Origin of the sequence: Micromonospora musae, from assembly GCF_003626635.1 — a bacterium.
Classification (GTDB): domain Bacteria; phylum Actinomycetota; class Actinomycetes; order Mycobacteriales; family Micromonosporaceae; genus Micromonospora; species Micromonospora musae.
On record NZ_RAZT01000016.1, the window covers coordinates 28,148 to 42,002 of the forward strand.

The window sequence follows — 13,855 nt, forward strand, 5'->3', positions numbered from 1 at the left end:
CCGTCGGACGGCGGGCCGCCGCGGGGGCACCCGGCCGGCGTCGCCACGACCGGGCTGTGAGGTGTGCGACCGGCCGTAACCCGCCGGTCGCCACCCGGCCACGGCGTGGTGCGGGCCACGTCACCATCGAGGGTCTCCGTGCCGGCGTCCGGCCTACGATCACGGGGTGGAGGAAGATATCCGGCGGATCGGGATCATGGGTGGCACCTTCGACCCGATCCACCACGGACACCTGGTCGCGGCGAGCGAGGTGGCGGACCGGTTCGGGCTGGACGAGGTGGTCTTTGTGCCCACCGGTCAGCCGTGGCAGAAGGCGGACACACCGGTCAGCCCGACCGAGGACCGCTACCTGATGACGGTGATCGCCACCGCCTCCAACCCGCGCTTCCAGGTGAGCCGCGTCGACATCGACCGGGGCGGCCCGACGTACACGGTCGACACGCTCCGGGAGCTGCACGCCGAGTACGGCCCCAAGGTCCAGCTCTACTTCATCACCGGAGCGGACGCGCTGGAGAAGATCCTCTCCTGGAAGGACCTGGACGAGATCTTCGAGCTGGCGCACTTCATCGGGGTGACCCGGCCGGGCTTCGAGCTCACCGACAAGCACCTGCCCGCCGACACGGTCACCCTCGTGCGGGTGCCCGCCATGGCGATCTCCTCGACCAACTGCCGCGATCGCGTCGCCCGGGGTGAACCGGTCTGGTACCTGGTGCCCGACGGTGTGGTGCAGTACATCGCCAAGCGTGGCCTTTATCAGCGGTGATATGCCCCTCTGAGCCCCTGATCGGGTGGGTTATCCACCAGAACTGACAAGTCCGGACGACGCGACGTGTGAGACGCTTGAGGGGTCGCACGGTTGATCGAAGGAGAACGGTGACAGTTTCCGAACGCGCTTACGAGCTGGCGACCGCCGCGGCCCAGGCCGCCGCCGACAAGAAGGCACAGGACATCGTCATCATCGACGTCGGTGACCAGCTCGCCATCACCGACGCGTTCCTGATCGCCGCCGCCCCCAACGAGCGTCAGGTGCTCGCCATCGTCGACGCCATCGAGGAACGCCTGCTGGAGCTGCCCGAGAAGGCCAAGCCGGTACGGCGGGAGGGGGAGCGCGCCGGCCGTTGGGTGCTGCTCGACTACGTCGACATCGTCGTGCACATCCAGCACACCGAGGAGCGCGAGTTCTACGCCCTCGACCGGCTGTGGAAGGACTGCCCGACCATCCCGTTCGTCGACCGGGACCTGGTCGACGCCGAGTCCGGCACCGGCTCCGCCACCGAATGACCCGGCTGATCGTCTGGCGGCACGGCAACACCGACTGGAACGCCGCCGATCGGGTCCAGGGACAGACCGACGTACCCCTCAACGACCTCGGCCGCGAGCAGGCCCGAGCGTCGGCGCCGCTGCTCGCCGCACTGCGTCCGGACGTCATCGTGGCGAGCGACCTGAGCCGGGCCGCCGACACCGCTGCCGCGCTGGCCGCCGTGACCGGGCTGCCGGTGACCGCCGACGCGCGGCTGCGGGAACGCCACTTCGGGCACTGGCAGGGCCTCACCCTCACCGAGGTCGCCGAGCGCTTCCCCGACGAGTACGCCCGCTGGCGCGCCGGTGACCCGGACCCGGGCGCCGAGATCGAGACGCTGGGTGACCTCGGCGAGCGGGTCGGAGCGGCGCTGAGGGCCGCCGCGGCCGCCGCTGCGGGCGGCACCGTCGTGGTCGCCACCCACGGCGGCGGCGCCCGCCAGGGCGTGGGGCACCTGCTCGGCTGGGACGCCGCGATCCTGCGAACCGTGGGTTCCCTGCAGAACTGCCACTGGACGGAGCTGCGCCACGACGACGTGCGGGGCTGGCACCTGCGCGCGCACAACGCCGGCCTGGTGGCCGCACCCGTGGTGGCCGACGCCGTCTGAGCCGCCCCGCGCGCCAGCACCGGCCCCGCCGCCCGTCGGCCGGAGGCCCGGCCCGTCGGCCGGAGGCCCGGCCCGCCGTCCGTCGGCCGGAGGCCCGGCCCGGCGTCGAGGCGCGGCCCCGTCGTGGCCGACGGCGCACATCGGCCGGACGCGGGGCCTCGTCCTGACGAACGCCATCGGCTAGCGTGCCGGGCATGCCCGTCGCGGTCGTCACCGACTCCACCGCCTACCTCCCGCCCGAGCTGGTACGTACGCACCGGCTGACCGTCGTCCCTCTGACCGTCGTGCTCAACGGCGCGGAAGGGCTGGAAGGGGTGGAGATCTCCCCGGTCGACGCGATCCGGGCGCTCGGCGCTCGGCGGCTCTCGGCGAGCACCTCCCGCCCCGCGCCCGAGCAGTTCGCGCAGACGTACCGCCGGCTGCTCGACGCCGGCGCCGACGGTGTGGTGTCGGTGCACCTGTCGGCGGAGCTCTCCGGCACGGTCGAGGCGGCCCAGCTCGCCGCCGCCGACCTGGGCGACCGGGTCGTCGTGGTCGACAGCCGCTCCACCGGCCTGGGCCTGGGCTTTCCGGTGCTCGCGGCCGCCACCGCCGCCGCGCAGGGCGTGGACCTCGACGGGGTACGCCGGGCGGCGGTCGACGCCGCGGAGCGGACCACCATCTACTTCTACGTGGACACCCTGGAGTTCCTCCGCCGCGGAGGGCGGATCAACGCGGCCGAGGCGCTCTTCGGCACCGCGCTCTCGGTCAAGCCGATCATGCACATGCCGGACGGAACCATCGTGCTGCGGGACAAGGTGCGCACGGCCAGCCGAGGTGTGGCGCGCCTGGTCGACCTGGCCGTCGAGTCGGCCGGGGACGCCGAGGTCGATCTGGGCGTGCATCACCTCGCCGCGCCGGAGCGGGCGGAGGCGCTGCTCGCCGCGCTGACCGAGCGCCTCGGCGACCAGGTGCGCGAGACGTACGTCTCGGAGGCCGGCGCCGTCGTCGCGGCGCACGCGGGCCCCGGCCTGGCCTGTGTCGTCGTGCACCGCCGGCCGGCCGGAGCGGGGTGACCCGCTCCGGTCCTGAGCGCCGGGCCGGCTAGCAGACGCCCGCATGATCAGGGCGTTTCCCACAGGTGGCCCCTCCGTCCACAGGCGACGGCTCGGGAACCGCGCGGAGGCGGAGCGCCACCGTAGCGTCGCGCCGTGTCACACGACGACGAGACCGTGGTACGCCGCCGCCTGCTGCGGTTGACCGCGCCACCGCCGACCGGGTCGCTGCCCGCCGGCCAGTTGCCCTTGCTCGCCCCGGCCCCGGGGCGCGGCGAGCCAACCGCTGTGGTCGACCCTGTGCCCGGAACGCACCCGCTCGGCGATCGGCCGCTCCGATCGGCCGTCGACGACGGCCGACTGGAGCCGGAGTCGACCACCACGGAGCGTGTACCTGCCGACGAGTCGTCAGTCCCGGGCGGACCGGAGCCCGCGACCGGCCGCCGGCTGCCCGGCCCAGCCGCGTTCGACCCGGGACGGCGCGGGGTGCGCGCGCTCGCCGTCGTTGCCGTACTGGTGGTGCTCGGCGCCGGGTTCTGGGCCTGGCGGGCGCGACCGCAGGCGGAGCCCGTCCCGCCGGTGGCCGACGCCACCGTGCCGGCGGCCGAGGAGGTCGCCGAGCCGGCGGCGAGCCCGAGCGCCGAACTGGTGGTCGCGGTCGCGGGCAAGGTCCGCCGCCCAGGGCTGGTGCGGCTACCGGCCGGTGCCCGCCTCGCGGACGCGGTCGAGGCGGCCGGCGGAGCACTGCCAGGGGTGGACGTCGCCCTGCTCAACCCGGCCCGCAAGGTGGCCGACGGTGAGCTGATCGTGGTCGGGGTGACGCCGCCGCCCGCCGTCGCCGGGCAGGCGGCCGGGCCCGCGGCGGGGGCCGCCCCGGCCGCCGGCGGCCCGGTCAACCTCAACACGGCGACCCTGGCGGAGCTCGACGCGTTGCCCGGGGTCGGCCCGGTGCTCGCCCAACGCATCCTCGCCCACCGTGAGCAGCACGGCGGCTTCAAGTCGGTCGGCGACCTCCGGCAGGTCGACGGGATCGGCGACGCCCGCTACGAGCAGCTCAAGGAACTGGTGACGGTGTGAGCATGCCACCGGAGGAGAGCGGGACCGGGCTCGGCGGCGGCGAGCCGGATCTGCGGCTGGCCGGGCTCGCGGTGGCGACCTGGCTCACGGCGCTGGCCGGGCTGCACGTCGGTGCGCCGACCGTGCTGCTGGTCGCGGCGGTGGCGGCCGTGTTCTGCGTGGCCGGCTCGCTGCACCTGCTCGGTCTGCTCGGGCGGCCCGGCCGGCGCGCCCGGCGGCACGGCTGGATCGCCGTCGCGGTGGGGCTCGGCGTCGTCTGCGGCGGCACGGTCGGCGCCGCCCGGCTTGCCGTACGCGACGCCGCGGCCCTGCGCACCCTGGCGGAGCAGGGGGCGAGCGTCAGCGCCGAACTGGTGGTCCGCGAGGATCCCCGGCCGATCCGCAGCACGACCGGTCGCCCCGGCACCCTGTTGGTCCCCACGGAGCTGGTCGAACTCCGCCGGCCGGGCGGTACGCGGATCACCGGGCCGGCCCAGGTGCTGGTGCTCGCCGCGAATCCGGCCTGGCAGGGGCTGCTGCCCGGGCAGCGGCTGACCGCGCAGGGACCACTCGACGTGCCGCGCGGCGGCGACCTCACCGCAGCGGTGCTCAGCGCCGACGGGCCGCCGCTGCGGCACGGTCCACCGTCCTGGGCTCAGCGCGCTGCCGGGTCGCTGCGCGCCGGGCTCCAACGCGCCTGCGCGCCGCTCCCCGACGAACAGGGCGGCCTGCTGCCCGGGCTGGTGGTGGGCGACACGAGCCGGCTGTTGCCGGCCGTCGAGGAGGACTTCCGTGCCACCGGGATGACCCATCTCAACGCGGTCTCCGGCTCCAACGTGGCGATCGTGGTCGGTGCGGTGCTGCTGCTCGCCCGTTGGTGCCGGGCGGGCCCGTGGCTCGCCGCGGGCCTCTGCGGGGTCGCCCTGGTGGGTTTCGTGATCCTGGTGCGCCCGTCGCCGAGTGTGGTCCGGGCCGCGACGATGGGGGCGATCGGGCTGGCCGCGCTGGCTGCGGGCCGGCCCCGAGCCGCCCTGCCCGCCCTGGCCGCGGCGGTGACCGTGCTGGTGCTCGTCGACCCGGCTCTGGCCGGGGACGCGGGTTTCGCGCTCTCGGTGCTGGCCACCGGTGGGCTGCTGCTGCTCGCGCCACGCTGGCGCGACGGACTGCGCCGCCGCGGAGTGCCGCCCGGTCTGGCCGAGGCGCTCGCGGTGCCCGCCGCCGCGCAGCTCGCCTGCGCGCCGGTCGTCGCCGGCATCTCCGGCACGGTCAGCCTGGTCGCCGTGCCCGCGAATCTGCTGGCGGTGCCGGCCATCGCGCCGGCCACCGTCCTCGGTGTGCTGGCGGCCATTCTGTCGCCGCTCTGGTCGGCCGGTGCCGAGTTCGCCGCCTGGCTGGCGAGCTGGCCCGCCTGGTGGCTGGTGCTGGTCGCCCGGCACGGCGCCCGGCTGCCGGCGGGCACGCTGCCTTGGCCGGACGGCGTGTGGGGTGCCCTGCTGCTGGCAGCATCGACCGTGGCGCTGCTGGTCGCCGTCCGGCGGCCCGTGGTGCGCCGACTGGTGGCGGTGGTCAGCGTCGCGGCGGTGCTGGGTGCGCTGCCGGTACGCCTGGTCGCCCGGGGCTGGCCACCCGCAGGGTGGGTGGTGGTGGCGTGCGCGGTCGGGCAGGGCGACGCCGTGGTGCTGCCGATCTCGGCGGGGCGGGCGGTCGTTGTCGACGCCGGGCCGGAGCCGGCGGCGGTGGACGGGTGCCTACGCCGGCTGGGGGTGCGCGAGGTGCCGCTTCTCGTGGTGAGCCACTACCACGCTGACCACGTGGGCGGGGTCGCCGGAGTGTTCCGGGGACGTCGGGTGGCGGCCGTTGTCACTCCCGCCTGGGGTGAGCCGGAGGGCGGGCAGGGACTGGTACGGGCGGCGGCCGTCGCCGGGCGAGCGCGACTGTCGACGGTCTCGGCCGGCTGGGCGTATCGCGCGGGCGGGACGGAGCTCGTGGTGCTCGGCCCGCCTCATCCGCTGCGCGGCACTCGATCCGATCCGAACAACAACTCGCTCGTCGTACGCGCGACGGTGGCGGGGGTGCGGATCCTGCTCCCCGGTGACGCCGAGACCGAGGAGCAGCGCGCGCTGCTGGACCGGCTGCCGCCGGCTGCGCTACGCGCCGAGGTGTTGAAGGTCGCACACCACGGTTCGGCCTATCAGGATCCGGCGTTCCTCGACTCGGTTCGCCCAGCCGTGGCGCTGGTGCCGGTGGGTACCGGCAACACGTACGGGCATCCGCATCCGGAGCTGCTGGCCCACCTGGCCCGTGGTGGGGCGCGGGTGCTGCGGACCGACACCGACGGTGACGCGGCCGCGGTCTCCGGCGACCGTGGTCTCGCGGTGGTGGCCCGGGGTGTGCCGGCCGGTGGCCGGTAGCGACAGCCCACTGGGGCCGGCACGAACTGCCGGACCGGTAGCGATGGCGCGCTCGGGGCCGGCACGAACTGCCGGACCGGTAGCGATGGCGCGCTCGGGGCCGGCACGAACTGCCGGACCGGTAGCGATGGCGCGCTCGGGGCCGGCACGAACTGCCGGACCGGTAGCGATGGCGCGCTCGGGGCCGGCACGAACTGCCGGACCGGTAGCGATGGCCCTGAGGCTGGCGCGAACTGCTCGGACATGAAAGCGCTATTGCTGGGGAATTTGTGTCGTTTGATACATAAACAAGGCGAATGTCTGGATTTGCGCTGAGTGCAGGCTCCGCCGCCTGAGCGGCCGGTGAGCAGGCACGATCCCGCAGCGGGCCGTGCGAATATGGGCGACGTGACCCCCGCCAGCCTCGCCCCCATTCTGCTCGTCCTCGGCGATGAGGAGCTGCTCGCCACGCGCGCGGTGACCGAAGCCGTCGTCAAAGCGCGCAGCGTCGACCCCGACGTCGACGTCCGCGAGTACCAGGCCGGCGCGCTCGCCCCGGGCGAAGTGGCCGAGATGCTCAGCCCGTCGCTCTTCGGCGGCCGGCGGCTGCTGGTGCTCCGCTCCGGTCAGGACGCCCGCAAGGACCTGGTCGCCGCCCTGCTGGCGTACGCGAAGAATCCCGACCCGGAGGTGCAGCTGGTAGTACTGCACCTCGGGGCCGCCAAGGGAAAGGCATTCGCGGAGGGGCTGAAGGCGGCCGGTGCCACGGTGGTGCCGGCGGCGAAGCTCAAGGGGCACCGTGACCGGGTCGCCTTCGTCCGCGAGGAGATCCGTCGGGGCGGCGGGAAGTGCACCGAGGAGGCCGCCGAGGCGCTGATCGCGGCGATCGGCAACGACCTGCGCGAGCTGGCCGCGGCGAGCTCGCAGCTGATCGCCGACACGGACGGCCGGATCGGCGCGGACACGGTGGCCCGGTACTACCGGGGCCGGGTCGAGGTGAGCGGCTTCACGGTCGCCGACGCCGCCATGGTCGGCGACGTGCCGGCCGCGCTGGAGGCGCTGCGCTGGGCGCTGCACGTGGGGGTCGACCCGGTGCCGATCGCCGATGCGCTCGCCGACGGTGTGCGCACCGTGGCCCGGGTCGCGTCCGCCGGGCGGGGCAGCGCGTACCAGCTGGCGAGCACCCTCGGCATGCCGCCGTGGAAGATCGAGCGGGCGCAGCGGCAGAGCCGAGGCTGGACGCCGGAGGGGCTCGCCCAGGCCATGCAGGCCGCGGCCGAGTGCAACGCGGCCGTCAAGGGTGGCTCCGACGATCGGGCGTACGCCCTGGAACGGGCCGTCTTCTCGATGGCCGCCGCCCGGCAGGGCGGCGCCCGGTGACCGGATCTCCTCGTACGGCGTGGGCCACCCTGCCGGCCGACGAGGAGCAGTACCGCCCGCTCTACGCGCGAGTGCTGGGGCTGCGGTTCGTCAATCCGGGCGGGGTGCTCTGCTTCCTCTTCTTCGAGGGAGTGGTGGCGCTGGCGGTGCTGCTCGCCCTCGCCGAGCTGGTCAGCTGGTGGGCCGTGCTGATCCTGCCGGCCGCCGTCGCCGTCATGGTCAAGCTGAACGACATGGTGGCCGCGGTCGTGGTCCGGTCCGCGGCGCTCGTGCCGGAGCAGGAGCGCGACCGGTTCCGCCGACAGATGGAACCGGTGGTCGGACGGGCGCGGGTGGAATGGATCACCCACAGCGTTTCCGGCATCGTCGTCTCGGCCGAGCCGTCCGGTTCCACACCCCGACCGGACGGATCCGAGGTTCGGTCCGCCCGTCGCGAGATCGGTCCGAGCGTCGGCCCCGATCGGCACTGAACCGTCCGTCGCCGGGACGACGCTCGTTCTCCGTCCGCCCCCGGAGCGTCTGTCCCGGGGCCCCGCTCGACGTCCGGGCCTCAGCCCGTGATCAACCCGATCTCCCCGAGGCCGGGTGACCCGTCAGCCGGAACAGCCCGACCTCGGCGCAACTCGAGTCGACCGAGAGCGGGCGGGGCCCAGAACGCGGACAGCCGGAAGCCCCGGGCAACGCCCGGGGCTTCCGGCAATGTCTGACGCCGCGAGGGTCAGGCGGAGAACGACGCGACGCGCTTGGCGATCGCGGACTTCCGGTTCGCGGCCTGGTTGGAGTGGATCACGCCCTTGCTGACCGCCTTGTCGAGCTTGCGCGAGGCGTCCCGCATGAGGGCGGTGGCCTGCTCGACGTCGCCGGACTCGGCGGCCTCGTTGAACTTGCGGATGGCGGTCTTCAGCGACGACTTGACCGACTTGTTACGCAGCCGGCGCTTCTCGTTCTGCCGGTTGCGCTTGATCTGGGACTTGATGTTCGCCACGCGACAGCCTCGTCTTGATAGCTCGGGTTGGTCAGCTTCTCCGCACGACGAGCATGCGTCATCGCCGCGCGAAAAGCCAGGTTACCAGGTCGGCCGGGACGAGCCAAAACGGCACCCGACCGCGCCGTCGTCCCACCCGGGAGGCGGGCCCGCCTCGCGAGGGGCGCGGGCCGGGTCAGGCCCAGCCCTGCCGGGCGGCGAGCCAGGTCAGCGCCGTCTCACCGCTGAACCGGTGGTGCCGGTGGATCTGCGGAGAGGCGGTGGGCGGGGTCGCCTCGGCGGTGGTGAGAAAGTAGCCGGCCAGCGCGGCCAGCGTCACGTCCAGTGCGTCCGCGGGAGCGCCGGCGGCGGCCGGGTGCTCGGCGAAGAGGCCGTCGGCGTCCAGCCCGCTGGCGTACGCGGTGAGCAGCAGCGTGACCAGGTCGAACCAGGCCGGCCCGTGGCAGAGCCAGGTCCAGTCGCAGAACCAGGCGACGCGGTGGCTGTCGATCAGCACGTTGTCCAGGCGCAGGTCGCCGTGGATCAGCCCGGTGCGGGCCGCGGCGTAACCGGGCAGGCGTGACTCCAGCGCGACCAGCTCGGGCAGCCGCCCCTGCACCAGCGCGGGCAGCGGCGGCGCCGGTTCACGCCCGGCGGCCACCTCGCCCCACCAGAGGATGTCCTCGCGCGCCAGGTCGGCCAGGTGGGGCAGGTCGAGGGCGGTCAGCTCGGCCGGCGGGTGGGCCAGCGCGGCGGCGAGCTCGGCGTACCCGGCGAGGGCGGCCGCGAGATCGGCCGGCGACCAGGGCAGGTCGGGCGTACGGCCGTCGACGGCCTCGAGGCCCAACACGTACCAGTCGGCCGCGCTGAGGGTCCAGCGCAGTCGCGGCACCGGCAGCCCGGCCGGGAGCCGGGCGAGGACGGCGACCTCCCGGGCATACCAGTCGACCAGTCGCGGCTGGTCCGTCCTGGCCGCCGCCTTGACGAAGACCGACGAGCCGTCGGCCGTGCTCAGCAGGGCCGCGAAGCCCCGGGTGAAACCCGCTCCCGCCACGCGGGTGGCGGTGACCGGAGCGCCCAGCCGCGCGGTTATCGCCGACCGCAGCCCGGGCGGCAGGTCCGTCCAGGCCGGCCGTACGGCGGTCGCGTCGTACGGCGGAGGGGTGACCGACATGACCCCATGCTGTCCTATCCGTGCTGGCGCGGCCGGCCGCGCACGCCGACGATCCCTCGGCGATGATCGAGGCGTCGCGCCCGGTCGACGCCGTTCCGCCCGGTCGTCTGAGAGACTGCCAGGCCATGAGGACCGACGAGTTCTGGCAGTTGATCGATCGGGCCCGGGCCGGCGGCGGGGGAGAGGCCCCGGCGGTGGCCGCGCGGGCGACGGCGCTGCTGGCCGAGCACGACCCGGCGGAGATCGTCGGCTACGCGCGCCACCAGCGGCGGGTGCTCGTCGCGTCCCGCACGGTGGACCTCTGGGGGGCCGCGTACCTGATCAACGGGGGCGCCTCCGACGACGGCTTCGAGTACTTCCGTGGCTGGTTGATGACTCAGGGACGGGAGGTCTTCGCCCGGGCGGTCGCCGACCCGGACTCTCTGGCCGAGCTGCCGCAGATCCGGTCCGCCGCGCTCACCGGCGAGGAGTTCGAGTCGGAGGACATGCTCGCGGTGCCCTGGGAGGCGTACCGGAAGGCGACCGCCGCCGACCTGCCGGCCGATCCCGATCCCGCGCCCGGGCCCGCGCCGGAGCTCGACTTCTGGGACTTCGACGACGAGGAGTCGGCGCGGCGCCAGCTGCCGCGGCTCGCCGCGCTCTTCGTCGAGCCGCCGGAGGAGTGATCCGACCGCGCCGGAGACGGCGTGGGAGCATATAGGGGGCCGGCTCCGCGCCGGCCTGCTCACGTCAGCCGACCAGAACGGACAGCTGTGCCTCCGACGCTCGATTCCGGCGCGAACGCTCCTGGTGCCACCGACCCGGCCCGCATCAGGAACTTCTGCATCATCGCCCACATCGACCACGGCAAGTCGACCCTGGCCGACCGGATGTTGCAGCTCACCGGCGTGGTCGACCCGCGGCAGATGCGCGCCCAGTATCTCGACCGGATGGACATCGAGCGCGAGCGCGGCATCACGATCAAGAGTCAGGCCGTCCGGATGCCGTGGACGATCCGCGAGGGCGACCGGGCCGGCGAGCAGGCCGTGCTCAACATGATCGACACCCCGGGGCACGTCGACTTCACCTACGAGGTGTCCCGGTCGCTGGCCGCCTGCGAGGGCGCGATCCTGCTGGTGGACGCGGCGCAGGGCATCGAGGCGCAGACTCTCGCCAACCTCTACCTCGCGCTCGAGAACGACCTGCACATCATCCCGGTGCTCAACAAGATCGACCTGCCGGCGGCCCAGCCCGAGAAGTACGCCGAGGAGCTGGCTCACCTGATCGGCGGCGACCCGGCCGACTGCATCAAGGTCTCCGGCAAGACCGGCGAGGGCGTGCCGTACCTGCTCGACGAGATCGTCCGGCAGTTCCAGCCGCCGGTCGGCGACGCCGACGCGTCCGCCCGGGCGATGATCTTCGACTCGGTCTACGACGTCTACCGCGGCGTGGTCACCTACGTCCGGGTGATCGACGGTCGGATCGGCGCCCGCGACCGGATCAAGATGATGTCCACCGGCGCCACCCACGAGCTGCTGGAGATCGGCGTCATCTCCCCGGAGATGGTGAAGGCCGACGCGCTCGGCGTCGGCGAGGTGGGCTACCTGATCACCGGCGTGAAGGACGTGCGCCAGTCGCGGGTCGGTGACACGGTCACCATCAACGCCAATCCGGCGACGGAGGCGCTCGGCGGCTACAAGGATCCGAAGCCGATGGTCTACTCCGGCCTCTATCCGATCGACGGGTCCGACTACCCCAACCTCCGCGACGCCTTGGACAAGCTCAAGCTCAACGACGCCGCGTTGACGTACGAGCCGGAGACCTCCGGGGCGCTCGGCTTCGGGTTCCGCTGCGGCTTCCTCGGCCTGCTGCACCTGGAGATCATCCGGGAGCGGCTGGAGCGGGAGTTCAACCTCGACCTCATCTCCACCGCGCCGAACGTGGTCTACCGGGCCATCCAGGAGGACGCCCAGGAGATCGTGGTGACCAACCCGAGCGAGTACCCGACCGGCAAGATCGCCGAGGTGTACGAGCCGACGGTGCGGGCCACCGTGCTGACGCCGAACGACTACGTCGGTGCGGTGATGGAGCTCTGCCAGGGGCGACGGGGCACGCTGCTGGGCATGGACTACCTCTCCGCCGACCGGGTGGAGCTGCGCTACACGCTGCCGCTGGCCGAGATCATCTTCGACTTCTTCGACCAGTTGAAGAGCCGGACCAAGGGCTACGCCTCGCTGGACTACGAGCCCTCCGGCGAGCAGGCGTCCGACCTGGTGAAGGTCGACATCCTCCTGCACGGCGAGCCGGTCGACGCGTTCAGCGCCATCGTGCACAAGGACAAGGCGTACAACTACGGGGTGTCGATCGCCGCGAAGCTGCGCAGTCTGATCCCCCGCCAGCAGTTCGAGGTGCCGATTCAGGCGGCGATCGGTAGTCGGGTGATCGCCCGGGAGACGATTCGCGCGATCCGCAAGGACGTGCTCGCCAAGTGCTACGGCGGTGACATCAGCCGTAAGCGGAAGCTGCTGGAGAAGCAGAAGGAGGGCAAGAAGCGGATGAAGATGGTGGGCCGGGTGGAGGTCCCCCAGGAGGCCTTCATCGCCGCGCTCTCCTCGGACTCCGCCGAGGGCAAGTCCGCCGGAAAGAAGTAGTCCGGCTCCGGTCGGTACGACGGCCGGCACCCGTACGGCGCTCCGCCGCGGGTGCCGGCCGTCGGCGTTCGAGGCCGTCTGCGTTCGAGGCCGTCGACGTTCCAGGCTGTCTCGGGGTGCCGGCCGTCGGCGTTCCGGGCCGTCGAGACGGAAATTTTCGGCGGCGGGCGCTCGGTCGGCGGATACGTCCAACCGGCTTCGACCTGGGTGGACGGTGCTCCGGCCCGACCATTCGCATCGAAGCCGGTGGACGTTCTGCGTTCGGTCCGGTTTGGCCTCTCCGCGGCTCGGGAACTCTAGCGCCCACGACAGGAAGCACACCTCGTGTGGCTCATTCTTGAAGGAGGGCGGCCATGGAGCTGACCGTTTGGGGCATCATCACTGCGCTGATCGTTGGTCTGATCGTCGGGGCGCTGGGCCGCCTGGTCGTCCCGGGCCGGCAGGACATGCCGATCTGGCTGCACATGCTGATCGGTGTGGGTGCCGCGTTGCTCGGCACCGTTCTGGCGCGGGCGTTGGGGATCGCGACGGAGACCTCGGGTGTGGACTGGGGCGAGCTGCTGGTGCAGGTCGTGCTGGCGGCGATCGCGGTGGCCCTGGTGGCCGGGGTGGGCCGACGCCGCCACGTCACCCGCTGACCATCGCGCCGGCGTACGGCCGGTGACGTGCCGCGACGGGCGTCCGACCGAACGGGTCGGGCGCCCGTCGGCGTGCGTGGGGTCGCCGCCGCTCGACGACGAACACGGGCGGCGGGGTGCTGGCGGCGAGCCCGGGACGTGGTGGAAAGCAGCCTTCTCGACCTGTCCGGCGGGCACTGTCCCGGAACGTCGGTTTGCCGATCGGGCCGATCGGGAACCTAGTCGTCGAGACAGCACGCACACGACGTGAGGGACGTTTCGAAGGAGGGCGGCCATGGAGCTGACCGTTTGGGGCATCATCACTGCGCTGATCGTTGGTCTGATCGTCGGGGCGCTGGGCCGCCTGGTCGTCCCGGGCCGGCAGGACATGCCGATCTGGCTGCACATGCTGATCGGTGTGGGTGCCGCGTTGCTCGGCACCGTTCTGGCGCGGGCGTTGGGGATCGCGACGGAGACCTCGGGTGTGGACTGGGGCGAGCTGCTGGTGCAGGTCGTGCTGGCGGCGATCGCGGTGGCCCTGGTGGCCGGGGTGGGCCGACGCCGCAGCGTCACCCATCGGTAGTTCACGCATCGACTCACGAAGGGGCGTCCGACCAGCTGGTCGGACGCCCCTTCGGTTAGGTACGGCCGGATTCGTCTGTCGCGACCCCTGCCCTGCGGCCCCGACCTGCGATACGGTCGC

The 13,855-nt window shown here is 73.2% G+C and carries 14 protein-coding genes; 12 read left to right on the forward strand and 2 right to left on the reverse strand.

The features are described 5' to 3' along the window. The first annotated feature begins 166 nt into the window (after positions 1–166). The 8 genes from nadD to D7044_RS26690 all read left to right on the forward strand — a co-directional run bounded on the left by nadD (position 167) and on the right by D7044_RS26690 (position 8,237). Positions 167–763: a nicotinate-nucleotide adenylyltransferase gene (nadD, locus tag D7044_RS26655; protein WP_120678821.1), complete on the forward strand. Its 597-nt coding sequence runs from the start codon at positions 167–169 to the stop codon at positions 761–763. 110 nt (positions 764–873) lie between these two features. Continuing rightward, positions 874–1,281: a ribosome silencing factor gene (rsfS, locus tag D7044_RS26660; RefSeq protein WP_120678819.1), complete on the forward strand. Its 408-nt coding sequence runs from the start codon at positions 874–876 to the stop codon at positions 1,279–1,281. Beyond that, a complete protein-coding gene (locus D7044_RS26665; protein WP_120678817.1) occupies positions 1,278–1,907 on the forward strand; it encodes a histidine phosphatase family protein in 630 nt (209 codons plus the stop codon). Before rsfS ends, D7044_RS26665 begins: the two co-directional genes overlap by 4 nt. A gap of 194 nt (positions 1,908–2,101) precedes the next feature. Continuing rightward, positions 2,102–2,962 (forward strand): DegV family protein, encoded by an 861-nt coding sequence (locus D7044_RS26670; RefSeq protein ID WP_120678815.1) that lies wholly within the window; start codon positions 2,102–2,104, stop codon positions 2,960–2,962. Between the two features lie 135 nt (positions 2,963–3,097). Beyond that, on the forward strand, positions 3,098–4,018 hold the full coding sequence (locus tag D7044_RS26675) for a ComEA family DNA-binding protein (RefSeq protein WP_120690526.1): 921 nt from the start codon (positions 3,098–3,100) through the stop codon (positions 4,016–4,018). 2 nt (positions 4,019–4,020) lie between these two features. Then, entirely contained in the window at positions 4,021–6,408 is a 2,388-nt protein-coding gene (locus tag D7044_RS26680; RefSeq protein ID WP_120690527.1) for a ComEC/Rec2 family competence protein, read from the forward strand. 378 nt (positions 6,409–6,786) lie between these two features. Continuing rightward, positions 6,787–7,767, forward strand: a complete 981-nt coding sequence (gene holA / locus D7044_RS26685) for a DNA polymerase III subunit delta (RefSeq protein WP_120678808.1) — start codon at positions 6,787–6,789, stop codon at positions 7,765–7,767. Further along, positions 7,764–8,237 (forward strand): hypothetical protein, encoded by a 474-nt coding sequence (locus D7044_RS26690; RefSeq protein ID WP_120678806.1) that lies wholly within the window; start codon positions 7,764–7,766, stop codon positions 8,235–8,237. Before holA ends, D7044_RS26690 begins: the two co-directional genes overlap by 4 nt. Before the next feature lie 248 nt (positions 8,238–8,485). Here the strand turns inward: D7044_RS26690 and rpsT are convergent, their stop codons facing one another. Next, a complete protein-coding gene (gene rpsT / locus D7044_RS26695; RefSeq protein WP_120678804.1) occupies positions 8,486–8,752 on the reverse strand; it encodes a 30S ribosomal protein S20 in 267 nt (88 codons plus the stop codon). A gap of 175 nt (positions 8,753–8,927) precedes the next feature. Further along, the gene (locus D7044_RS26700) at positions 8,928–9,905 is read right to left on the reverse strand and encodes a phosphotransferase (protein ID WP_120690528.1); all 978 of its coding nucleotides are present in this window, start codon (positions 9,903–9,905) and stop codon (positions 8,928–8,930) included. A gap of 125 nt (positions 9,906–10,030) precedes the next feature. Between D7044_RS26700 and D7044_RS26705 the strand changes: the two genes are divergently transcribed. The 4 genes from D7044_RS26705 (at position 10,031) to D7044_RS26720 (ending at position 13,735) form a co-directional block, all read left to right on the forward strand. Beyond that, a complete protein-coding gene (locus D7044_RS26705; RefSeq protein ID WP_120678973.1) occupies positions 10,031–10,570 on the forward strand; it encodes a DUF4240 domain-containing protein in 540 nt (179 codons plus the stop codon). 87 nt (positions 10,571–10,657) lie between these two features. After that, positions 10,658–12,535: a translation elongation factor 4 gene (gene lepA, locus D7044_RS26710; RefSeq protein WP_120678800.1), complete on the forward strand. Its 1,878-nt coding sequence runs from the start codon at positions 10,658–10,660 to the stop codon at positions 12,533–12,535. Positions 12,536–12,888: 353 nt separating this feature from the next. After that, positions 12,889–13,173 carry a GlsB/YeaQ/YmgE family stress response membrane protein gene (locus tag D7044_RS26715; protein WP_120690529.1) on the forward strand — a complete coding sequence of 95 codons (285 nt, stop codon included), beginning with the start codon at positions 12,889–12,891 and terminating at the stop codon, positions 13,171–13,173. Positions 13,174–13,447: 274 nt separating this feature from the next. Then, positions 13,448–13,735 carry a GlsB/YeaQ/YmgE family stress response membrane protein gene (locus tag D7044_RS26720; protein WP_120690530.1) on the forward strand — a complete coding sequence of 96 codons (288 nt, stop codon included), beginning with the start codon at positions 13,448–13,450 and terminating at the stop codon, positions 13,733–13,735. Positions 13,736–13,855: the final 120 nt, after the last annotated feature.